This window comes from Microcystis sp. LE19-8.1F (assembly GCF_027531715.1).
Classification (GTDB): Bacteria; Cyanobacteriota; Cyanobacteriia; order Cyanobacteriales; family Microcystaceae; genus Microcystis; species Microcystis wesenbergii_A.
This window is the reverse complement of sequence record NZ_JAPZSO010000194.1, coordinates 1-24,390: the sequence shown is the minus strand read 5'-3', so window position 1 is coordinate 24,390 and position 24,390 is coordinate 1. Positions and strand designations below refer to the sequence as shown.

The 24,390-nt window shown below is 38.6% G+C and carries 13 protein-coding genes and 3 pseudogenes; 5 read left to right on the top strand and 11 right to left on the bottom strand.

Annotated elements, in window-relative coordinates; genetic code table 11:
• The 8 genes and pseudogenes from O9334_RS18170 to O9334_RS18135 all read right to left on the bottom strand — a co-directional run.
• Positions 1 to 116 (bottom strand): annotated as a pseudogene (locus tag O9334_RS18170) (ISKra4-like element ISMae18 family transposase); the annotation flags it as partial.
• A 135-nt stretch (positions 117 to 251) separates the two neighbouring features.
• A complete protein-coding gene (locus O9334_RS18165) occupies positions 252 to 2,132 on the bottom strand; it encodes a hypothetical protein (RefSeq protein ID WP_288001658.1) in 1,881 nt (626 codons plus the stop codon).
• A 22-nt stretch (positions 2,133 to 2,154) separates the two neighbouring features.
• Positions 2,155 to 6,678, bottom strand: a complete 4,524-nt coding sequence (locus O9334_RS18160; RefSeq protein ID WP_288001655.1) for a DUF6603 domain-containing protein — start codon at positions 6,676 to 6,678, stop codon at positions 2,155 to 2,157.
• Positions 6,679 to 6,760: 82 nt separating this feature from the next.
• Positions 6,761 to 9,952 (bottom strand): BAR domain-containing protein, encoded by a 3,192-nt coding sequence (locus O9334_RS18155; RefSeq protein ID WP_288001652.1) that lies wholly within the window; start codon positions 9,950 to 9,952, stop codon positions 6,761 to 6,763.
• A gap of 119 nt (positions 9,953 to 10,071) precedes the next feature.
• The gene (locus O9334_RS18150) at positions 10,072 to 10,407 is read right to left on the bottom strand and encodes a nucleotidyltransferase domain-containing protein (RefSeq protein ID WP_288001649.1); all 336 of its coding nucleotides are present in this window, start codon (positions 10,405 to 10,407) and stop codon (positions 10,072 to 10,074) included.
• Positions 10,408 to 10,537: 130 nt separating this feature from the next.
• The gene (locus O9334_RS18145) at positions 10,538 to 11,185 is read right to left on the bottom strand and encodes a type I restriction endonuclease subunit R (RefSeq protein ID WP_288001647.1); all 648 of its coding nucleotides are present in this window, start codon (positions 11,183 to 11,185) and stop codon (positions 10,538 to 10,540) included.
• A 91-nt stretch (positions 11,186 to 11,276) separates the two neighbouring features.
• Entirely contained in the window at positions 11,277 to 14,108 is a 2,832-nt protein-coding gene (locus O9334_RS18140; protein WP_288001646.1) for a LamG-like jellyroll fold domain-containing protein, read from the bottom strand.
• A 49-nt stretch (positions 14,109 to 14,157) separates the two neighbouring features.
• Positions 14,158 to 18,120 carry a hypothetical protein gene (locus tag O9334_RS18135; RefSeq protein ID WP_288001644.1) on the bottom strand — a complete coding sequence of 1,321 codons (3,963 nt, stop codon included), beginning with the start codon at positions 18,118 to 18,120 and terminating at the stop codon, positions 14,158 to 14,160.
• Positions 18,121 to 18,446: 326 nt separating this feature from the next.
• Here O9334_RS18135 and O9334_RS18130 point away from each other — a divergent pair, with 326 nt between their 5' ends.
• Positions 18,447 to 18,899, top strand: a complete 453-nt coding sequence (locus tag O9334_RS18130) for a DUF29 domain-containing protein (protein ID WP_045358596.1) — start codon at positions 18,447 to 18,449, stop codon at positions 18,897 to 18,899.
• Positions 18,900 to 19,044: 145 nt separating this feature from the next.
• Here the strand turns inward: O9334_RS18130 and larC are convergent, their stop codons facing one another.
• Positions 19,045 to 20,301 carry a nickel pincer cofactor biosynthesis protein LarC gene (larC, locus tag O9334_RS18125; protein WP_288001642.1) on the bottom strand — a complete coding sequence of 419 codons (1,257 nt, stop codon included), beginning with the start codon at positions 20,299 to 20,301 and terminating at the stop codon, positions 19,045 to 19,047.
• Here larC and O9334_RS18120 point away from each other — a divergent pair.
• Complete coding sequence (locus O9334_RS18120; RefSeq protein WP_045358598.1) at positions 20,278 to 20,919, top strand: L-threonylcarbamoyladenylate synthase; 642 nt, start codon at positions 20,278 to 20,280, stop codon at positions 20,917 to 20,919. The genes larC and O9334_RS18120 overlap by 24 nt on opposite strands.
• A gap of 264 nt (positions 20,920 to 21,183) precedes the next feature.
• The gene (locus O9334_RS18115; protein WP_045358599.1) at positions 21,184 to 21,594 is read left to right on the top strand and encodes an Hsp20/alpha crystallin family protein; all 411 of its coding nucleotides are present in this window, start codon (positions 21,184 to 21,186) and stop codon (positions 21,592 to 21,594) included.
• Positions 21,595 to 21,652: 58 nt separating this feature from the next.
• On the opposite strand, the gene hpf is transcribed toward O9334_RS18115, so the two are convergent.
• A complete protein-coding gene (gene hpf / locus O9334_RS18110; protein WP_045358600.1) occupies positions 21,653 to 22,252 on the bottom strand; it encodes a ribosome hibernation-promoting factor, HPF/YfiA family in 600 nt (199 codons plus the stop codon).
• 486 nt (positions 22,253 to 22,738) lie between these two features.
• Here hpf and O9334_RS18105 point away from each other — a divergent pair.
• Positions 22,739 to 22,943, top strand: a pseudogene (locus O9334_RS18105) (lipoyl(octanoyl) transferase LipB); the annotation flags it as partial.
• 297 nt (positions 22,944 to 23,240) lie between these two features.
• Here O9334_RS18105 and O9334_RS18100 read toward each other — a convergent pair.
• Entirely contained in the window at positions 23,241 to 23,609 is a 369-nt protein-coding gene (locus O9334_RS18100; RefSeq protein WP_238567785.1) for a S8/S53 family peptidase, read from the bottom strand.
• 67 nt (positions 23,610 to 23,676) lie between these two features.
• On the opposite strand from O9334_RS18100, the pseudogene O9334_RS18095 reads away from it, so the two are divergent.
• Positions 23,677 to 24,249, top strand: a pseudogene (locus O9334_RS18095) (Uma2 family endonuclease); the annotation flags it as partial.
• Between the last annotated feature and the right edge of the window lie 141 nt (positions 24,250 to 24,390).

The following is a 24,390-nucleotide window of genomic DNA, read 5'->3' as shown; positions in this document are numbered from 1 at the left end:
AGCTTTAAATATTGTGGCACATTTTCCGCTTTCCACTGCGCTCCTACAATTTTCATCCGAGAGCTAATCTGCTTAATCGTTGACTCGACACTGCCTGAGCCGATACAGATTCCCAATTCCTGATCCAAACCGTAATCAGGTTAAATTAAAAATGGATTTTAGGTTCGATCCCCCCTGCCCCCCTTGATAAGGGGGGTGCCGATAGGCGGGGGGATCTGATAATTTTTAACGCCTACCTACTTAATAGGTTTTTAAGAACCAATAAATCTCACTTTTTCTACTCCTTCAATCATCTCTAAAGCCAATTGTGCAGAGGTAAATGAGCTACTATTGTCCACTTGTTCTTTAATCCTGTCAGTAAGTGAATTGATATCTATAACTCTTTTTTCTGAATCTTTCCAAGGAATATTATCAACCTTTTTGTCAATTTGCTGACCATCTAAGTTTTTTAATTTTTTGTAAAAGGTTTTATTCTCATCATCCGAGTCTAGTCCGAAATGTAAGGTTTCTGGTTTTTGGTGAATATCTAATCTCTTGATTTCTCCCTTAAATAAACAAATTAAAACATTAGCGGAAAGACGTTCCATCCGTAGTAATTCAATCTTTTTTGTATCATCTTCATTATAACCATCAACGAGTAAACTTGGCCAACCTGACACCACATCTGAACGGAGTAAGAAACCAGTTACTATGGGGTAATTGTTAACAGCAGGATTTGTTTTATTTTCTTGATCGTGTTTATGATCTGATGTAGTTACTCGACCAATACTAAATGCTCCATCTAATAAGCATTCTATCCAAAGGGAATCAAGATAGAAGAAACGAATTGATTCTACAGGTAACATAAGTTCATCGGGAACGAGATAATTAAAGGGTACACCTTTAAGAAGACTTAAATCTTCAAACCAATTATAAATACTCTCAGGAAGTTCTGTATTAGGTTGATTGTAAACGGGTAAATGAGTTTCGATATTTTGTATATTTTGTCTATGAGTGCGTTTCCAATTATAGAGACTAACGGATAAATTTTTACTCTGTAAAGCGAGTAATCTTCCTAATTCCCAAGCAGCAGAGTATGAAACATCAAACATACCATTATCAGGATTATATATGATTAATTCATCTGCGGTACGAATGGGTAAGGTGATGTTATTGTTAGGGTTGTTTCCTGTGATTAAAGGACTATGATACCAAGAGAAGGTTTTCCCTCCTTGTCGTAAAAAATGGGGTAAGGGAACATAACCCATAGATAGATATTTTTCCGCTTCAGTATTATTAACTTGAGGCAATCTTAGGGTACTAGTTTCTCGGTTAAGATTGGTCAAAAGTCCTTGAAAACTTTGCTTTTCATCAACACAAGAAAAATTCCAACTTTTTAGACTAACTAAACGAATATTATCATTATCTCTTGCTCCCTGAAAATCAAACCCATTATTATTATAACGTCCTTCTAAAGAAACCAGATGGACGATACTTCTGCCGTTTTTTTTGGGGAGTCTATTACAAATAATAACGGCTAATTCATCGCCGATTAATTTTCCTTGCTCATCTGTTCCTTGACGAACATGAGCAAGATAAGTTAAGTCTTCTTTAGTGGGTAAAATTTTTTCTAATAACTGTTTCTGGACATCAATAATTATTACTTTATCGTCTTCATGTTGTCCACTTTCTAGGCTAAAATTAGGAAATTTAGCAGTATAAATATTAATATCTTTTAAGGTTTCTAGGGTAATAATTTTGGATTCGGGGTTTTCTGTTTCTTCAAATAATAATAAAGCTAACCAAGCAGTATCATTATTATTACTAACAGATTGACGTTCCCAAGGTAAGGTACTACGGTTTAGGATAATATGGGGTAAAACATTGGAATGTTCTCCTAAGCTACCATCAGGGGGAAATACAGCGTGTATGTCTGTAGGTTTTAATTCAAAGCGTTCTCCTGATACAGTAAAACGAATAGGTTTAGTTTTCTGGTTTGTTGTAATATCTGTTGTAAAAGTAGTTCTAGGTATTTTTGCTCCACTTTCTATGGTTTGTGTAACAGTAATTTCATAGTCACCATCTTTTAAAGCTGGTTGATGATACTGAATAAATTCAATTTTAGTGGGTTCAGTTGTGGTGGTTTCTGGCATTTTTGACTCCTTTAAATAATAATTAATTAACTAAAACCCCAATTTTAGGTGAACCTAATAAATTGTCGGCAATTGTTGCACTGAGATCAATTTCTTCACTGTTTAAATTCAGTGCTTTTAGTAAATTGTCTCTAGTGTTTTTGACTGTGTTATCTACAATGGTGTTACGAATATCTTTAGTGGTTTTCTCCTGAAAAGTGCTAATTTTCTGCCAATGATAAGCATTATTAATTGGAGTAGTGCTAAATTGTAATTCACTGCGATTAATGGCTTGGGTTGCACCTGGTTCTGGTTGTTTTTTAGGTTTAATTTCTAATCCAGATAGGGTATTTTCAATAAATTGATTACCATTCAAACTAGGGGTTAAAGATTCGCCCCAAAGTGCGACGGGAACTTTTTTAAATAGGGGACTACAAGCAAAATCTTCGTCAAATTCTGCTGAACTTAGAGACTTGCCATCTCTCGTTACACTAATCGTTAAGGTTGAGGTTAATTGACCAGGAGTGACCGCCATGGGGCCAATGCCAAATTGGGTATTAATTCCCTGAGTATTAAGATTAACATGACAAGTTTTAATGGGAATGACTGAATTAGTGACTAAGCATAAATCTTTAGGATTAATGATCCCTAAATCTGTTTTATCATCTTGATTAACTTTTCTGACTAAACCCTCTTGAACAGTAATACTACAAATAGCATCATCAGCAGGGAGAAAAGAGGTTTTAAATTCTTTCCATTGAATGGCTGTGGGAGCTTGAGAAGCACTGCTACCAAAGCGCACATCAAAGGAAATAATCCAAAGATGAATATGGGCAATCCCTGTAAATTCGGGTCCCCAGATGTGTAAATCTGCCCCTAATTGAACGGTAATATGCTGAGTCCCGAAAAATTGGAAAGTATAGGATACTCCCATATCAACATAGATAGAAATATCGTAGTGATAGGGTTTCCAAGACATGAGAAAGTCTGCCCCGGCGTTAAACCAAGCACTCAGAGGACCACTATTCCAAGTGGCTTGGAGGTGTCCCCCTGCCATAATAGCGGAGGGAGTTAGAGCAAAATAAGCATCGGCTTTGAGGAAAAGTTCTGGGCTAACTTGCCAATTAAGCCCAAGGCGAGGAACTTTCGGATAATGGTCTGGGACTTTAAAGAGGGGATGATAACCTCCTAAAGTGAGGACAAAATCTCCCTCATGTTCGTTAGGGGCAAACCAGCCATAAAAGGCAAATCCTCCGGTGAGATGACAAGCTTTAGAGAGGATATAGGAGTTGGGAGTCAGTTGGGCAATAATACCGAGGAAACCTTCGGCGGGCAGGAAACTGGCTTTGAGGGCTAGTTGTACTTGGGCAACCGGGGAGACTCCTGGGCCTGGATTGGGGGGGGCGATGAGGGTGGCTAAACCAAGGAGATTAAGTTCAAAACGATTACCAAAAGCGACGGTAAGCAGGAGAAAAGAATCAATGGTTTTGAAGGAGTTGAATTTAACGCCAATGGCGAGGAATATTTGCCCAGTTTCGGGGGGGATATAGTCTCGGAGTTTGGTTAGTTCTCCTGTGAGTCGGGCGGCTTGGTCTGAGTTAGAACCCTCAGCCGGAGGAGGGTTAACCGCTTCGGCGACGAGGGGGAAGGTGGCAACTTGGTCAATGGTGGGGACTTTGAGGGCGCGGTTATAGCCAAAGCCGGCGGCTAACCCGGTGACGAAGAAGAAGGAGGGTCCACCGATGGGGTAGTCAAGGAGGGCGTAGATAAAGAGGGAGGGATGTCCTTCAAAATAAGCATAGGACCCAATGGCGGAAAGTTTGAGGGCTTTGCCTTTGACGTTAAATTTGATAACGGCGGCACCGTCGTATTCGTCTATGCCGTTTCGGGTAGTTCTGAGGAATGCGCCTCCTATTTCTAGGGTGTCGCTGCCTTTGTAGTCGATGCCGATGCCTTTAAGGTCAAATTTGGGGTCAAATTGATTGAGGGGGGAGTTAACGCCAAGTCCATCGAGGGAGAGGGAAAGTCCAGCTAGGTTAAGACTAGCATCTAATAAAACCCAGATTTTTGAGTCTTGGTATTTCAGACCAATTCTTTGAAAGTGGACGGGACCCAAGCTTTTTTGCAGTGTAAACCATTTGGTACTATCACTAATTGGGGTGGGAGTAGAGGAAGGGGTGACGACTGGGGGAGAAAGGTTATTATCCCGTGGGGGGGTTGTTCCTTCTATTTGACCCGTCTGTTTATTGATGGTGATGGGGAGTTCTAATTGTTGGATTTCGCTTCCGAATTGAAGCGAGGGGATAAGGTCGAGACGTTGGTTAATATCGGTGGTGGGTAGTTTAATGCCTCCGTCGGTGTATAAAGTGTTTAAGGTTTGTAGTTCTGGGGCTGTAAAATTCGCTTTAGTTACTAAGACTTGTAGGGAAATTTTCAGGGTTTCATTGGGAGGAAATTCCCGTCCAACTAAGGGCAGGTTAGAGAGGTTAATGCCACCATCAATATTTAAACCGAAGAGAAAATTAGTTAAGGTTTGTTGTTTAGAATAGGCAAATAAAGCATCTTTTAGTCTGATTTCTAGTCCTTCTGGTATATCCTCTTTTAACTGAGAATCAATATAACCAATTAGGTCTTTAACTTTTACCGTCTGGTCATCATGGTAAGCAGCGAGGAATTTGGTAGAGGTTTGGTCAGTATCGAAAATGAGGGCAAATTTTAAGCTACCAATGGTGATATGTCCATCAAAATGTTTTTTATAAGAGCCGTCTTGTTGTCGAGTGATATTAATTTGAAGAATTACATCAATTATTTCTTCTTCGATCTCCAATATAGATTCACAGGTAAAGTAGAAATTCTTTGTTTCAGTATTGAAATAAGTTGCTATATTTTCAACTACTAATCCCTCAATAGCTTTGGGAAAACCTCCATCTGTTATTCCAAAGGTCATTACTAAATCTTTTATTAACAGTCCGATGGGAATTTGCTGTCCGGGTCTGGTACTTCCGGCAAAAGTCCAACCCCCACTTTCGTTGGCATTAGTCGCCAGCAGAATTATATCTACCCCGGCAATAGTCAGAACACTGTTAATTGTAGCAAAGCTACCACCAAGATTCTTTTCTATCTCTAGATGTAAATATTTAAGGGGTAAGATAGAAGTTCCTCCCAAGTTCAATTCCCAATCACTAGCCATCTCTATTTCAAAGGCGTATAACCCTTGTTTGATATCAGCACTTATCGCAAGGTCTAATATAGAGATGTGTGGCAGGTGAGCATTGGGGATTATTTCCTCAATGATTTGCTCTAGGGCGATGGTTTGATATAAGCCAAGTTCACCATAAAAAGCAAAGTCGGGAAAGACAGCTGAAGCGTTTACTAAACCCCCTCCCACATTGAAAGCGGATAGAAGATAAAAACGAATAGGAGTCGGATCTCCGGGGCTAACTTCCCATCGTAATAATAAACCTTCAATTGTTAATGCTTTTCCTAATAAGGGTTGATTCCAGTTTGCTGTGGTACCGATACTTAAGACAATATAAGATACCCTCAGTGGACTTAGGGATAAGTGTAAGGATAATTCACGAATTTCTAGGGTACTTAATGAGTTTATTGCCAGAGGAAAGGTATCGCTATTGTTAGGTAAATGACCACTTAATAAGTTAGTAAAAGTATCGAAACCGGGAAAAGGAATAGGTTCTGCATTTTCGATGATGAGTTGTGTACTCCCTACGGGCCAGACTATCTCTACGTTTTTAGGTGTTTTTGAGGTTCCTATGGTAACTCCCCCTAAAAAGCTAATCCCCGATCCTATATAGTTAGCATAAAGAGAGATGCTGGTATGCAAGACAAGTGAAGAAATCCCAAAACTGAAAATATCTTCATAGGTTTTAGTAAAATTTAGTTCTATCTCTAAGCGTATTTCTTGGTATTCAGGTTGTTGATTTAGATATCCATAAAAAGGTAAAGGTAAAGATAAATCTTTATAACCCGCAAATTCTATTAGTGTATGTAAAAGTTTCATCTCAGCAAGTGCTATCTCTGAAACAAAATTTAGCCCCTGATGGATTTTACTAATATTTAAGGTAGTATCTAGTAATGTGAGATAGGATTTTGGGGTTTGATCTTTCTGAAAATTGTGGGAAGAAAAAACCAGTACCATCGGCTTATCAGCGGGAAATCGTAAGTCGTAAAAAAGTGATGATTGATTACCCGCATCTGGATCTAAGTTGCCAAAATTAGTATAATCGGGAAGGTCTGGATAAGACCAAGAAAAATCCCAAACCTTCGGGAGAGTGGCTTTTAGAAGGTATTCTAACTGACCATTATATACAAAAAAGATGCCCTCAACAGCTTGCAGTCTTACCCCCAGTAATGAAGGTATTCTTGCTTGAAAATACAGGGAATCATCCGTTTCCGCAATAGGTTGTTTTACTTCCTCAAGTTGTAATATTTCTCCAGAAAAAGCTTGTTGAAGTTGATTGGCTAAAGCTGAACCGATGGCATTCTGATTCAGTGTTAAATGACCTAAGTTGAGTTGGTTTTTGATGGATTGAAGGTTGGGATTGCTCATGTAAGTAGGTTTATTGTTTAATTGAATAGATGAATTTTAAGCAATAAATTGTTAGACATAATTAATAAAATTATGACATTATTTAATAATTCCCATAATTTAGAGCCATACTTTTTAGTCTTTTCAGGGGTCTAGGATCATCTAAAATTACCTGTCCTTTTTCCATTTCTGCACGCGTTCTCTTAACTACTCTGGCTTTTTCTTCAATACTGTCAACTTCCATTACTGTTTTATCAGGTTTTTCCTTCGCAAGTTCTTTTTTCATATTCTTAATGTTAGTTTGTATAGTTGCTTGACTTTTCTGCATGTCCTCAACCTTTGTCTTCAAATACTGAATTTTCCTCCCCAAACCTGTGTCTGTAATAATCAATTTAAGTTGGCTTTGATTTTGCTGTTCTACGGTCATATTTTTAAAATCTTCTGCAATTTTATGGTAAATAGTTATTTGAGATTGAATGTCAGTATTGGCCGTTTTAAGCACTATTCCTAGGTTGCTGCAATTTGTTGTTAGTTCAGCTGGTTTTATGTTTAGAAAATCAGGAGTAGTCCCTTCTAGAATGCTCTTTATTCTAGATATTTCCGTTACTATTTGTTCTGCAAACTTGTCTATTGACTCCAGGTTATTGAAGATTTCATGTAGTTTTTGATCTAAATCTAAAACTCTGCCGATAATACCCGCTTCTTCCGCGCTAGGTATCAGTTTTTCTACACGGCTTTTAATTTTTTGCTTGTACTTAGACTCTTTATCCATTGCTATATACAACGCTCTTTCTACCATGTGATCAAGGATCTGGCATTCATGTAAGTTTATGCTTTCACTTTGAGCATCGTAGATGTGGTCAAACACTTTTTTCCCATCATAATAAAGCTTGTAGCGCATCCAACGGGCTATTGGTAGATACATGAAAAAATATCTTTCCAAATTGTACCGGAACTTGAAAAGCTGTTTCTTTTTATCTAGATTAGTAGCAGAATCGCTAATTGCATCTGACAATTTCTTAAAAGCTGTTCTAAGAGCCTGATCATCTATGTTACCAGAACCATTTGTTTTAAATTTTAATCTATATTCATATGGGGATACATTAGGAACTTTTTCAAAGAATTCGCTTTGTTGATTTTTTACCGTATGATCTGTAACACCATCCAATAAAGTTTTATTTAATTTGTCTTGCGTATAACTTCCTCCTGTTACCCATGTACCCGCATTCGGTATCAAATAAGCCGTAATTCGGGCTTTTAATTTACTTCGTTCAACTGCTTTAAAATCGGTTTCATTTTGACTGACGCGACGTTGACCAGTTTCAATCGCCAGTTGTTCAGTGTTGCAGTGTTTACTACCAGAAACAAAATTACCCAATTCTTCTGGACCGCCATCCCCATGACCAAACAGGTGACACCATTCTTGATCGGTTTTTAAACTAGAAGCATCAACAGTAGCATTTGCATCTAGTTTATTATCTTTGCGCCATTGCTTCTTAACATCATCATCATTAAGCAGTCCTACTACATATTTGGCAAAGGAAGTGGCCGATAATTTGGAATCAGTTATTTTAGGCGTGATACCACTGGCTTTCATCCCAGGATATACATGAAAATCACTCAGGGCTTCTGCCATCGTTTTCCCCGCATCTACTCGTTCATTTTCGTTAAAACCTAAAGTGAGATCTTCTCCAACAGCGTTGAACTTTTTCCATACCCGGTAGCCAGTATTGTCTAACTTTACAGATATTTCAATTTTTTTGATATCAAATTTATAATCATAACCAGGAATGCTCGGATTCGTAACGCGAGGCGGAAATGGGTCTTTTAGAGGCTTATTTCTCTTATTTGCTGACGGATTAAATGTTTTGTAATATTTAATCAAACTATCCATACCAGTGACACTGTTCTTAAATCCGCCTTCTTTTTTGTAAGGCCAATTAGTAGGGTAGAAAGCATCAGGTTTGTTAGTTGTGCGGTTTTGTTTAATTGCTGGAGGAGACGTTACTAGACAATCTGGATTTAATTCAAACACATAACTCCATAATTTTGCTAAGGGAATATTTGCATCTCCATCAGGCAAATCAATTAACCATTTATAGTTTACCTCATTCACCCTATCGGCACGCATAGGATAGCCACTACTTCCACGCCCTCCCTCGCTTATATTTACGGCGGAGATATGCCCCATTAAAGTTCCCTCTTTATCGTGGTAAAAACAGTGATAGTTCTCATCAGGAAGCTCGCACGCCGCCTGATGTGCTAAGGCTTTAGCTTTTTCTGTTTCTTTATTATTTCTTTCAGTATCATCCACATCTTCATGCGTTTTGAAACGAATTTTTTGTAACAATTTATCTTCTGTGTTACTTGCTAAGAATGGATTTTTTCTTGTAACTTTACCTACGTTGTCCGTGCCATATTTAGTATTCAAATTATTAACTACCTTTATTAATTTAATCAAATAACGATATTGCTCATTTTCTGCTCCTAAAAAATATTCGGCCTTATTTTCGTCTGTAGTATTACCAACAGTAATATTTTTGGTCTCATTGTGGTTGTATATATAAGTTCGCTTTATCTCATAATCATTAGAACCATCTTTTTTTCCGTATTTATATCTTTGGGTATCTTCACTATTATCCAGAAAAAGCAGTCTAGCGTTAGGATTTACATAAACACCGTAATATAAGTCAGTGCCATTTGTATAAGATCCCTCTGGGCTGATAGCAATGGCTGGCACGATTAAGGTTGTATCCTGAAGGGGTTTTTCATTGTCTATCCAGTGTTTTCCTCCTATCTTATTACCTGTACTATTATCAAATCTTACAAAAATTTTATTGAGCAAATTTGCATTTACAATGCGTAATCGGTTCAGTATTGTTTGATTGTCAGCACTATCTTTTACCTCATTGTCACCTTCGAGCCATTTCCAGTAGTATTTATTTTCTTCATCGGCTATTCGAGCTAAAAGTGTGTCAACATCTTTAGAAAGATGGGTGTCTTGTAAGATATAGCCAATGAGGCAATCATTGAAGTTGCATTCCTTTCCCCAGAAATCTTTCATTGAAGTCTCAAAGTCCGAATATATTTTTTCGTTCCTCGTGGGTTCTGGTTCGTTTTTAGGCTTAAAATCGGTTTTAAGCTTAAAAGTTGTTAAAGCCGCTTTGAGTATAGATTGATAGTAATCTGTTATGGTAAGCGTTTGTGTGGTATTAATTGTAATGACATTAATAACATTGTCTTTAAACTCAACTCGATCGTCTGTTTCGGTTTTTATAGCTTGGAAGTTTCCCATGATTTGACCTACCTGTTAATAGATTAATAAATTGTGAAGAAGATTAATATTTATCTGCGATCGCTTTTGATTTTCTCTTTTAGGGGGGATGGGGTGCGATCACTTTTTCTTTTCTATTTTCATAGAATTATTCCCTCTTTACGAATATTCCTAAGCAAAAGACCAGAACGATGAATGAATCGGTATTCATCCATAAATATACAACTGATTACCGCATCTTTTTCTAAAGATAAACTGGCTATAATGGGTCCAGTTTTTTCAATTTCTTCACCTGCATTTACTTCTCCTTTGAGAACGACTAAGACATCAATATCAGAGTCTGGATGCGCGTCACCCCTGGCCTGAGAACCAAACATGATCAACTGTTTAAGGCGATCGCCGTAATGATTTTTTAATTCTCGTTTCAGTCGAGCGAGAATGGTTTTTAGGGTATTATTGACAATCGTTAATGTCATGCTTAATCATTCTTTTAGGGTAGGGGTTGAATTAGGGGCGTGCCACCGAAGGCAGCTCCCTTCGATACGCTTTCCGCATTTTAACATAGGACTAGAATAAAGAGCGATTATTTCAATATCTTTTAATTTCTTAACCCGTCCTGTTTATGATCATAATTTTAGCAATTTGTTTGAGAATTTGCAATATATCCTCTAACTGATTTCTCCGGGGTAAAAGCAGGGAAAAAATGTTAGAAAAGTCATATTGAGGAACGCCTTGGGTCAGCATTTTAATAAACATAAATTCATCACCGTTACCTATCAAACCATAGACCGGTATTTGAGGGTTAGGATTTGCCATCATGTAAGTCATTATTTGCGGTAATGCAACGGGAAAAGCAATGGTAGATTTAGACTCAATGATTAACACCCACAGTTGTTGAGCAATAATTAAAGTATCTATTCTCCCCCGTAAGATTTCCTCCTCTTCTTCTATTTCTAGCTCAACACTTGCTTCAGTGGTGACATAGAAAGGTTCATCATATAAACCCGCTAATGTCAGTAAAGGAGAAATGAGTAATTGATTGATAACTCCTTCGGTGAGAGAAACTCGTTTTCTATGACGTAAAAACCGTCTTTTAATTTGCTCTAGGGTTTCTTTTTCTTGATCCGTTAGTTCAGGTAAGTCCTGTTGCCATTCCTGAAAGAATAGCTCATTATCTGTAGGAGATAATTTGAACTTTTGTTCAAGAGCTTCTAGGGTGGTGATAGTTTTAGAAATAGGATAAGTCTGTATCATAAGAAGTTCCTCTGAGAATGGGGGGTGAGATGGGATGCGATCGCTTTTTATGTTCCATCATTTTTTAGCTAATTTGGAGCAAAATAAAAGGCTATAGCTTCATAATATAGGCTAAAACATAATAAGGTGGGCGATTTTCGTGGGGTTGACTTCCTCCTATACAATCTGTAGAAAAGCTATGTGTATGATTTCCATTCGATCCTGCATAAAGCCTAGCTGAAGCACTGTCATCTTGACCAGCAGATACAGTTGTTGTACTTGCTTGACCTCCCCATGTATAGCCTAGTTTATTAGAGTTTCTATAAATATCATGTTCATGTTGTCCACTTACATCAGTTTTACCATGATGAGAATGAGATGGAATTTGATCAATATTCAAGGTGACAAAATCTTGTCCACCAGACTGACCTAAACTGTATGTTTTGCCTGCACCTACTATAAACCGATCTCGCAAATCCGGTGTACCGTTCTGGCCATTACATAAAGCCCACCCAACAGGAATTTGATTGACATCCCCAGACCACATCATAATCATTCCCCGTAAAACAACTGAAGTATTGCCATAATTCAATAGTTCATAGTAAGTTGTTTTCAGATGAGCATTAAGTCCTTTATGGGGTTGACAGACTTCCATTGCTCCTACCCGTCCTTTGATAAATAATAGGACATAGGGAATCCTATTATAAGGATACTCACCATTTGCTGCATCAAAAGCCCTTAGAGCATTAATGGAGGTTAATAACTTGTATGCCGATCCACCTTTAGGGGCACTCCGAATAGCATCATAACTGGCTACTGCGACAACATCACCATCAGCAACATTGTTTGGATTATTAATCCAATCTGCCCAAGCATTCCAAGCAACTGAACCAGTTGTATGAGGAAAAACGTCGTGAGAAGTGCTACTTTTATAGCTACCATTAGGACTAAGAATAACTGTATTTAATCCCCTGTTATTAGTCATAGTAATTGCAACATTAGCAATTTTTAAAAACGTATTATTTCCTTCGGGAGATTCAAAAGCAGAACCTCTTAAATAAATCTCATAATTTTCATGAATCAGAGGATTTCCACCTCGGTAAATTGTGCCGCTAACATTGAGATCGCCTCCCTGTACGTTTAATTTGAATTTCCCTGGGTCGCTGATACCAATCCCTACATTACCTTCCTTATATAAAATGGGCATTTTCTCTATGGTGCAAATAAAAGTTCCATCCCAATAACCCGGAATATTTTCATAGCGTATATAAAGATTGGTCTGACCGGAAGGAAGAGAAGAAATGATATTACTAACTATTAATTCAATACCCTGTTCCTGTCTTAACTCAACGTTTTCTTCATTTTGATTAGTTATTGTCCAAGTTGGTGACTCTCCTTGAGTATCTTTAACAATTTTCCACTCGTTTATTATATGTCTTTTCCTCAGTCGAAAATCTTTTACTTGAATCCCTATTCCTTGTACCTGACTTGTGGTTCCCAAAGCCCAATCTTTATTCTGATTGGCTTCTTGAACATCAAAAGAGATAATAAACTTAGAGGCATTATCCCCCTTACTATCTGGAATCAAAGGAATAGATTTATCTTTTAATACATTAACAATTCGCAAAGTTAACTTATTTGTCGTTGTGCCATCATTCAAAATGCGATTGGAGCCTACAAAACTGACATGAAGCGGAATATTTTTCTTCCCTCGATGATCGATAACGCTGAGTTTTTTTTCTCGGTAATAATGAGTTAAAGTCTCTCCTTGATAAGTAAACTCTGGACATAAAAACTCAACTCTGGTTGTTCTTGCCCCTCCCGCTGCTGAAGCACTGACGTTTGGCAGGGTTAAAGTAACGACCTCATTAGCTGATAAAGTAGTATTAGTTGTTAAGAAATAGAGAGAAACTATCCCATCTGCTTGAGTAACAGGAGAACTCATACTCCAATTACTTTGGGTTTTTAAAGCCAATTGCCGTAAAGATTTAGGCGATAGAGTATCAGGTCTAAATCTTAATTCAAAATGATAATTATTTTGAGTGACTGCTCCACTTTTTGCTGGTAAAGTAATTCCTTCGGTTGTATCATTTTGAATTTCAAAAACCAGTTCTTCTCCCTTAGTATCATTTTCAATAAAGATAATGGACTCTTTATTGTCCCCTTCATATAAGTCAAAATCAAGAGGATAGGCAAGATTAAAAGCGGTGATCGCCGTTAAATTATCATTTATATCCTGTTTAATTTCTTCTGGAGATAATGCCTTTTTATAGATGCGGAGATGAGCAATTGTTCCCGCAAAATAGTTAGCATAAGCTTCATTGCTTCCTCCTCTACGTGCTAGATAAAGAGGTGAATCATTTTGTGTTTGAGATTGGGTTGTATCATCCGTACTATTTTCTTCACGTCCATCTAAATAAAGCCGCAACTTTCTCCCTTCTTTCACAAAAGCAATGTGATAGAATTGCTCACTATTAAGTTTAGTTGTGGTGGTGATAGAGGGATTATTAGAACCATCATATCTTGCTGCATGGATTGTTTGGCTATCACGCATATATCTGATGACATAGGGATAACCTCTACTACCATTCCATTTTTCAATAATATCGTTGTCACCATTGGTTTTAAATGGTTGTTCTTTGGCTATTTTTATCCAACTGGCAACGGTAAAATCTTGATTAGTTGCAAAGTTAATGTCCTCTGAATTAGGAATTTCTATATAGTCTTGTCTTCCATCAAAAATGAAACAACTGCCAAAATGTTCATCACTCACAACTTGGGGACTACCATGAACACTATATTGGCTCTCAGTAGAAGCCGAAATATTCTCACTTAAAGCTGAAACATTCTCGCTTAAAAAAGCACTACGAACTCTTTGATTGTCTGCATCGGGGATAATGGTATCTAGTTTTAGATGTAGAACTAAGTCATTAGTGTTACTCATAATTGATACTCCTTGATTTAAAAAATTAACGGGTGAATTTTGAATAAACTTAGGGATTAGGACTATTAGGGTTGGGTGGCTCTTTTTTGGTGCTTAACTTTAACCATCCCTCTCGAATTTCTTGCTTGCCAGAGAAGATAGCATTAACATTAGTTTGACCTATTTTATCGGCAGTTGACCATTGTTCCTTTTCTTTCTCCAACCATGACCACTGATAACCAACTTCATCAGGTAAAGCTAAATTAATTTTACCATAATCTGTCAAGATAGGAGCAGAGAAGAAAGTAATTTCTATTTTCTCTAACGCTTGTTGATATTGATCCGGGGGAATATCAATTGATTTCGTCGGTAAAATTCCAGTAGTTGCGTGAACTTTTCCTCTGGGATCGATGAGCATAGTCAATAAAGTGGGTGAATCTTTTAGATTAAGATCAATATGCCAAGGATTGTTACCATTATGAAATTTAATAGCCGGATGATTAATTCCCTCTAAATCACTTTGAGGGGCATAAAATACATCCTTGAGACTTCCATTATCCCCTTCCAACCAATAACCTAATAAACCATCATTTAACTGTTTATATTCCCCTAAACGAATTGGAAACTTGACCTTTTCAAAGCCATCCGTTTCTCGGAAATTACGTCTTAAATCTTGCCAAAATACCCCCCAATCTTGGTTAATAGCTGGAAGTCCCTCTAATTCCAAATTTAAAGAAGCTCTGACTAGGGCAATAGGTCGTCCCATTAACAGTGCTAAACCTTGATTTTGCGCTGAATTTTCGGGATCAATGTTTTCTAAACCACTATCTAAAGCCGAAATAAAATTAGACAAAAATTCTGCCCCCTGCTTAATAATATAGTTAATCACTTTTTGTAAATGATCATCAATTTTATCAAAGGGGATAACCTTATTTTCCCCCAGCGCAGCTTCCCATTTTGCTAATTGATTAATCGAACCCAACGCCTTACCCTGATTATCATAGATAGCGAGACTATTATCTAAATTATTAGGCAATATCCAGCCACAAATAGGAGTAGTAGCTGGATGACTATTCATTTCCTGTTCCCCTTCAATTGCAGATAACCAACGGAAATTAATACGCGCTGGTTGTACCAAACGAGGGGGTAAAGATATCAGATAGGGACTGCCTGGAGTCGTCATCTGTTCAGGAGTGATAATATTTCTAATATCTAAATCCTTCACCTGTCCAAAAGTATCCACCAACCGTAACCGCAAAATCTTCATTACCCCTGAGCGAATTGGGTTAAAATCATTTAAAGGTTCTGGCGCACTACGGACACTTTGTTGTACCATTTCTTTTATTTCATCTGTAAAAGGCTGATAATCATTAAATCCTAAAGGATCAGCAATAGGTAACTGTAAGGTCTGTTTGTGCATCAATAAAGCCTCGTTAAACCCTCCTAAAGCTTGAGATAGACAATTTAGGCTTAAAAGATTTTGATAAGCTCTAATGGCAGTATAAATGGGGTCTTTAGCTTTTTGATCCGAGAGTAGATTAGTTAAAATTAAATTAGGATTACTAGGATCATAACAGGGTTTTTGCTCATACCAAGCTTGAATGGCTTGAATCTTTTCTTGTTGGTCTAAGTTGGTCAAAGAATTTGGTTTGTCCTTATACCAATCTTGGATTCTTTTTTGGTAAGCTTCTTCTTGTTCAGACAGGTTTAGTTCGTAATATTCTTTAGCCTCATCAGGTAATTGTTTCTTTAAATAAACTTCTATTTTTTCCTTAAGCTTAATTCCGGCATGGGGTGTTAAAATACTCCGACCACTATAAACATTAGCAGCTTTAAGAACAGCCCCCTTTCCGTACTGTAAAGAAAGCTCTGGCTCGTTTTCTTTCAAGGTATAATTACCCGTAATAAACTCAGCATCATATTGATGATTATAGATGCCATGATTACAGCCATTTTGGAGGGGAAAAACTTCTACCTCCCACTCTAGTAAAAACGGATGCCAAGGTTGTTCTTCCCAAGTGTTAAAGCCAATATGTTCCCCTTTTTTATTGTTTTCTATCTGATCAATTTTACCGAGAATAGACGAAAATCCATTGAGAAAAATGTCCTCTTCCTGTTGTAAAATCTCACATTCTAACAGTCCATCATCCCTCAATCTTCCATCTTGTCCATGGCGAATGGTGGGTTTTACCCCTTCCCCCGCCATCAAGATAACCGGTTCTGTTGGTTGCCAATAACGGGAACTGGCAATAGGTTTCAGGGTGTAAGGTGGTGGAGCTTTTAAAATTAGTTGAGGGAAAGAAACTTCTAAAAGCAGACGATTCCAACGGACTAATTCTTCTTCGTTACAATCAATTAAATTGGGTTTTTTCTCTAATAATCCTTGAGGAATCGTCTTGAATACATTTTCTTGGTAAAAATCTCTTCTAGTCAAAATTAAATTTAAGGCATCTATAATTTCTCCTTGGTTTTTCCCTGCAATTTTACTGGACAAATCGGGGATTAACTGCTTAATTCTTTTAATTGGCTCTGTTGTTCCCTGTTCTAACTGATTAATCAATTTTTCCCAATCTAAAATATCACTAACTTTTAAGTTACACTGGGTAATATTTGCTTGAGTGATCGCCTGTTGTAATTGAGTTAAAGATTCATTCAATAACTTTTTATAATTCTCTAGATCATTCAGTTTTGCCTTTAAAGGTTTAATTCCCTTCTCCTGAATATAATATTTAACTTCATCAATATCAGGATACTGATCGGTACTACCTTGGGGGGGATAAGCACACAACATATACTTATACCAATCAGAAAAGAGTTGCCGACGCATTGACTCAATTTCATCGCAAGTGCAGTCATATTTCTGTTGAGATAGATTAAGCTGATTCAGTTTAGGAGCTATATTATCGGGTAAAGTAACTTCGCTCTGAGCTTGAGCATCTTCAGCATTTGCTGTTGTAGCGTTTGTGCTTCCTAAAGTAATTGTCCATATTGTGCCAGATGAGACCGCATTAAACCCTTTTTCATGGCGTGCTTCCTCAAACTTAGCTGTTAGATCCAACTGCCGATGTTCTAGACTAGAAGATAGGGTTAAAGCTTCTAATTGATCTTCAATAATAGATTGAGAATTGTTGTCAATTTTTTGACCTAAATAAGCAGATAATGCCTCCGTTCCCGTATTTCCTACAGCCACTTCTACCGAAATTTCTCTCTCTGTATTGGTTGAAGAAGCAAACTTTAAGCGGGCATAGCAGAGCATTCTTTGAGGTATTTGTTCATTGCTTTTAATGGGAATGTCCCACTTGAATTTCTCTTGTATCGCTTTGATTAATTCTTGTGTAGTTAATTGAGATTTTGATTTGATGAATTGATTGAAATAATCCTTTTCTAAGTGACTATACCACGCAATCACATCATACTGTAACCCATCAGTATTTTCAGGAGAATAATCATCATAAAATCCAAAAACACTGTGACAATTGGGATAAAAAGCCGCAAAAGTCGGTTCACCATAACCTACCGCCGTCAATAAGGGTAAGTATTCAGCCTTGGGATCATTTTCTAACCAAGCTTCTATAGGCAGTTTGCGACCTAAATAGCGAAATGGTTGATGATTACCATTTTTTATCTCAATGGGATAAGCAATACTACCTAACTGCTCCCCTTCTCCTTCCCGATAAAGATAATCACTCTCCACCACCCATTGACGTTTTTTGCCGTTAAGAGTGCGTGTTACTAACCAGCGATTAGGAACTGATGGGAAAACTGTCTTTTTATCGCTATCTTGAATCCCTTTTGTTAAAGCATCGGGTAACGCCCAATGTAAATGGATTCCCGCTTTCAGGTACAGATTTTGATTTTGAAAGGGTTGGGAAACAATCTCCTCGCTGATATGAGCAATATTCGGATTTACGTCTCTTTTTCTATTAAAATAAGGAACTATGCTCAAATCTGCCATCGCCTCTACAACTAGGCGCTCTCTTTTCAGATAGAGAGCATCCAAATGAATAGGAATCATTAAAATACTATTGACCATGTTCTCATTAGGATTACAAGCATTTATTGTTGCGCCGATTCTAACAGGTTTAGTTTTCTAATGTTAAAATATTTAGTTTTTATTCACAAATCAGATTGATTTTTTCGGGTGCATCTCACCTTGGCAGAAATACCGACAATCAGCAATTATCAGTCACTCTTAAACTGCTATAAATGTATGACAACCGCGTGTAAGCATCCCACCGAAAAGCTAATGTGCGGGGGGGGTTGGAGGGTTCTACCCCCCAAGAGCCAAGATTGAGTGATAAAATCGCAAGTAACGACCAATTTTGGCAGAGAGTTTCCCTTTAAAAATCCCACCTCAACATGAAAAATCAATTATCTCAGCTTTATGAAACTGATTTTAATTTGTGGCTTGAGCAAACCGTAAATCACTTAAAAAAGGGCAATTTACAGGCCCTTGATTTAGATAACTTAATCGAAGAAATATCCGATATGGGACGTAATAATAGACGGGAGGTATTCGGCCGTTTAAAAGTTCTCTTGATGCACTTACTTAAATGGCAATATCAACCGGAAAAACGGACTAATAGCTGGATAAATACCATTGATGAGCAAAGAGAACAATTAGAGCTTATTTTCAGGGATAGTCCTAGCTTAAAACCCTATTTAGCCGATATTTTCGCAGAATGTTATCAAAAAGCAGTGCGAGGGACGGTAAATGAAACTAATTTACCAAAAGAAACTTTTCCGGTTGATTGTCCTTTTACCCAGGAACAGGTTTTAAATTGGGATTATTTTCCTGAAAATAGCTTTTGAACAATGGATATAAGTACCTAAGCAAAATTAATTACACATATCTAACTACCTTTTGCATGAGTGCCTTTTGCATGAGTGCCTATCCTAACCAAGAAGTTAATTTTGTCCTATTACTTAGCAGTTTTATGATAAAATTGCCCTGCTGTCAAGACTGATTTTTTTCTTGCCAAATAGCTAAAGCCATTTGATGAACAGATCGCCAAGGTAGATGATGCTGACGGGCAATAGCGGCACAATCTTCGTATTCTGGTTGTACGGTAATCGGTTGATTAATTGACTCTTTGTAGGCAACTTTTAGCCGAATTTTACCATAGACAGTATCGATCGATTGTATCTCTCTTTTTAAGATCGATCGCTCTTGAATCGTCCTTCTAATGCCTAAAGTTGTGGTTTCCTGAAAGATCATATTTTCACAAATAGCAATTTTATCCAAGCCACAAATTACTGTCAAGAGTATCCCTAAACGAGATTTTTTCATAGTAATTGCTTGACTAAATACATCTAAAGCCCCTGCTTGTAATAAAGCCTCGCTTAAGTAGGCGATCGCTTGCGGATTTAAGTCATCAATTTGAGTTTCTAAAACTGCCACGGTTTCGCTTTCATCTAGCTTTTCCGGTGTTTTTTTCCCTAACCAAAGCCGGACAAGATTGGGAATCGGTAAATCTTTTGTACCTGCCCCTAAACCGACCTTTTCTAACTGCATTTTCGGCGGTTTACCGAAACTTTTAGCTAAAGTTGTCACAATAGCTGCCCCCGTGGGTGTTACTAACTCCGCTGCGATGCCATTACTATAAATTGGTACTTGTCGCTGACTAAACAATTGTACTACTGCTGGCACAGGAACCGGTAAACGACCATGGGCGGCCTGAACTGTACCGCCGCCGGTGGGTAGGGAAGAACAGTATAATTCACTCACCGATAGCCAATCCAAACCCAAACAAGTCCCGACGATATCAATAATGGCATCGGTTGCCCCGACTTCGTGAAAATGCACCTTTTCCGGTGCGATCCCGTGAACGGCTCCCTCTGCGATCGCAAGTTGTTGAAAAACCGCTAAACTCCATTCTTGGACTTTCTGGGGTAAATTTGCCTGTTTAATTAAATTTTCAATCTCTGGTAAATGACGAGCGGGGGTATGATGATGATGGTGGTGATGATCAGCGGACTTCTCGGCAGTGACATCGACGTGAACCTTAGTAGCAATTTGACCGCGACGATGCACTTTTTCGGCCCTTAACTGATATTCATTCTCAATTCCTAAAGTTTTTAGTTGTGCAATCAGGTATTCTAAGGGGACTCCTAAATCTACTAATGCCCCTAAACACATATCCCCGGCGATTCCCGTGGGACAATCCCAATAGGCGACGATTTTGCTATCATGGCTACTATTTACTCTCTCCATCCCGAAAATCCCCAGCAACGTTCTATCCAAGAAATCTGTCATGCCCTTAAAAATGGGGCAATTATGCTTTATCCTACCGATACTGTCTATGCGATCGGTTGCGATCTCAATGTGAAATCCGCCGTCGAACGAGTTCGCCAAATCAAGCAACTATCTAATGATAAACCCTTGACGTTTCTCTGTTCTTCTTTGTCGAATATTTCCGAGTACGCAGTGGTCAGCGATTATGCTTATAAGATTATGCGACGAGTCATACCCGGTCCCTACACTTTTCTCTTACCGGCGACTAAATTAGTGCCGAAAGTGGTGATGAATCCGAAGCGGAAAACCACCGGTATCCGGGTTCCCGATCACGTTATCTGTCGCACTATTCTCGAAACCCTAGAAAATCCCATTATCTCTAGTTCTGCCCATCTTCCCGATCAGGAGGGGGATTTTCCCACCAAGGGATTAGAATCCGCTAGGCTATTCGATGCCCTCGATCATATAGTTGATTTAATTATCGAAGATGGTTCGGCTCCCGGTTCGGAAGTGTCAACAATTGTTGATTTTACCGGCGATCAACCGGAGATTGTGCGTCAGGGTTTGGGTTGGCTGGAATTACAACAATGGTTATAACAAAGGCAGGGGGCAGCAGGCAGGAGGCAAAAGGCAAAAGGCAAAAGGCAAAAGGCAAAAGGCAAAAGGCAAAAGGCAGCTTTATTCTCCCATCTCCCCACACCCCACACCCCACACCCCACACCCCACTGATAACTGATAACTGATAACTGTATCGGTTATTGCGACTTTTTGTTTCCTGAAAACCGCCTTGTGTAAGTCAAGTTAGTTGCTTAAGATAGAGACAATCGCAGTCAGAGAAAACCTCTCAAGGAAATTATTACTATGGCTTTCACTCTTTATTCTCCCTTCCTGGAAATTAATTCTGTCCAACGTCAAATCGATCAACTTTTTCAAGAAGTATTACCGACAACTTCATTGGTGTCTCGTCCCCCAGTGGAAATCTCCGTTAACGAGGATTCCGTGGAATTAAAAATCGAATTACCCGGTATGGATATTAAAGATATCGATGTGGAGGTTAGCAAGCAAATGGTGGCTATTAATGGGCAACGTGAATGCGCTGCCGAGGTAAAAAACAGCGAATTTTATTATGGTAAATTTAGTCGCTTGATTACCCTGCCAGTAGAGGTGCAAAATAGCCAAGTTACCGCTAACTATCAAGACGGTATTCTTTATCTCACCCTCCCGAAAGCGGCGACAGAAAAAAATAAAGTGGTTAAAGTTAATCTTGGTTAGATGAGAAAAAGACTGGAGAATTTCTCCAGTCTTTGGTTTTATTTGTAGTTCCCAAATGTTAATGGGGTTCTTTGCCATTTAGGTTGACGGGACGGGGCTGAATAACACCAAAACCGCCGTGATTGCGTTGATAGATAACGTTGATTTCGTTAGTGTCTTTGTTGCAGAACATAAAGAAATCGTGATCAACTAATTGCAATTGTGTTAGCGCTTCCTCAATAGTCATCGGTGGCATGGCAAAGTATTTCATCCGCACTACTTCCGCGGGTAATTCGGGAGTGCGATCACCAATTAGGCTATCATCTAAGGGTTTCTCTTGCACCACCTCGCTAGTTTTAACGGTGGCGTTGGTGCGATGATCCACCAATCTTTCTTTATACTTGCGGAGTTGACGAGCGATTTTATCAGAAACTAAATCAATACTCGCGTATAAATTTTCGCTTCCTTCTTGAGCGCGAATCACTGTTCCATTAGCATAAACCGTTACCTCCGCTTTGTGGCGATCGGGAATGCGTGCATTCTTTTCCACGGAGAGGTGAACATCGACCTTTGTGGTTATGCCGTTAAAATGTTTCACCGCTTTCTCCAGCTTTTGTTCCACATAATCATGAATAGGTTCGGTGACAGCGATATTATTGCCCTGAATCAATAGCTTCATACTCACTACTCCATCTAAAAATTTTGCTATGGACTGCCCACATCAACTATTTTTAAGGGATGTTGATGCCAGGAATTTAATCCTCAAAAAAACTGCTCGATCACGCTGTTGATTGAAAGTCAATTAGAGGTCACAGTCTAGATATTGTCGGTGTTCTCGTTCTCTTTTTTTTGTCGGATCGCGCGGAAAATTCATCGGGTCGAGCGCCTATTTGCAACTGGATTTATCTACCTCTATTCTAACAAGTTTCTCTAAACCTTCTCTTAACAGAAATGCGAAGTTCTGTTAACTTTCATTTAAAGAAACTGATTTTTGCCGCCAGCAAGGGAATCCAGTGATTGTTTCTCCTGTGGGACGGTTAACCTCGGAATAGATGGGATAACCCTAGATTAGCACTTAGTATTCTCCCCAACATCTATATCTTCCCTTCTTTTAATTTTCCTTTGCGCTCCTTCACATTTCTTAAATAATTTGACAAATCTCGCAATAAATGCTCAAAAAATACCTCGTCTCTGTGGGCTAAAAATTCGGGCAATTACTCCCTATGCTCTCGTGGCCACAGCGATCGCTGGTGGCGGCGAGAATTGCTAATCCCGACTTACCCGATATCCTGTTACTACTGGAACATCCCCCCGTTTATACTCTCGCCACTGACTCAGATGTTAAGTTTGTTAAATTTAATCTTGACAAATTTCCAGCACGATTAAGAGCGATCGCTTGTTGCTTTTTTCCATAGACTTCTTACATAATTAATTTTTGAGAGTTCAAAAATGGGAAAAATAAGCATGAAGTTGCAAAAAATCTCTAAATAGACTCTTTAATTGATTATTGTTTATTCTTAATTCTCCTGACTACTGACTACTGGCGACCGACTCCTCGAATAATATTCACTCCCTGTTCAATGGCGGTACTAATAGCACGGGATAAATTCAGGGGATTAATGAAATCATCATTACCGTAGGCAATAGGAATATTAATTACAGTGGCGTTAGAAGCAATTCCTTCTACGGGTGGGTGAATCAGGTTGACCGCAAATAGTGCTGATAATATGATTCGCATGGAAGCGTAAATAGAGACTAGCCCGAATGTTTTCATCTGGGATTGCTGCCTCTATCATTCCCCCTTTGTCTTCATCACTTTTACCGCTACTTTCTATCTCTAAAAAAGCTTGTAAGTGTTGGGGATCGATCAGAAATTCTTCCGCCCAATAGGGATGAAGACGGGTAATATTTGCTCCTTGAAAACAGGCTCGCTCTAAGTCAATCGGTCGATCAAGAACGGCGATTTTGATGCGTGGATCGCCTTTGGTCTGGGAGCGGAGAGCAGTCATTCTGGGGATAGCATTGAGATCGGGCATAGTTTTTACAGATTTTCAAGAACAGTTATAGAATAAAAGTTAGATAACAAAAATAGGGGAATTAAAGATGAGTTCAATGATCCAAGCGGTACAAGCCTCAACCACAATTCAGGAACCTTCGACCACGGTGTATTGCGCTTCCCATTTACCTGATCAAACCCAACTCCCCGATCAAGATGGAAGTTTTGTGAAAAACTATCAAGAGCCTCCCCAAGCAGACCTTTTAACGGATACTATTACACCCCTTTTAGAACAATTACATCCTGATGGTAATTACTGTCTGGGTCGAGATTGTGGGATTTATTGGCGATTGCCAGAGCATCCAGAATCTCTAGAAAAGGGTGCTGTTGCTCCCGATTGGTTTTATGTTCCCCATGTCCCCACGACTATTGATGGTCAAGTTCGCCGTTCCTTTGTGATGTGGAAAGAAACCATTGAACCGGTTATTGCCTTAGAATTTGTCTCGGGCAATGGTGAAGAAGAACGGGATAAAACGCCTGTCAAGGGTAAATTTTGGCTCTATGAGCGAGCGATTCAAATTCCTTTTTATGGGATTTATGAAGTTAACAAGGCCCAGATCGAGATGTACCAGTTAGTTAATGGTCGTTACCAAAAAATGACTCCTAATCAGCGCGGTCATTAGACTTGTTGCTCCCATAAGAAAAAGCCGAATGAATTGTTTTGTGAGAAGTTCAGCTGGCTTCTCCTTTTAATTAATGCTTATGCTGCCGCACCCATAAAAATTCCATAATCCACAAGCCGTTAAGATTAATTGAGCATC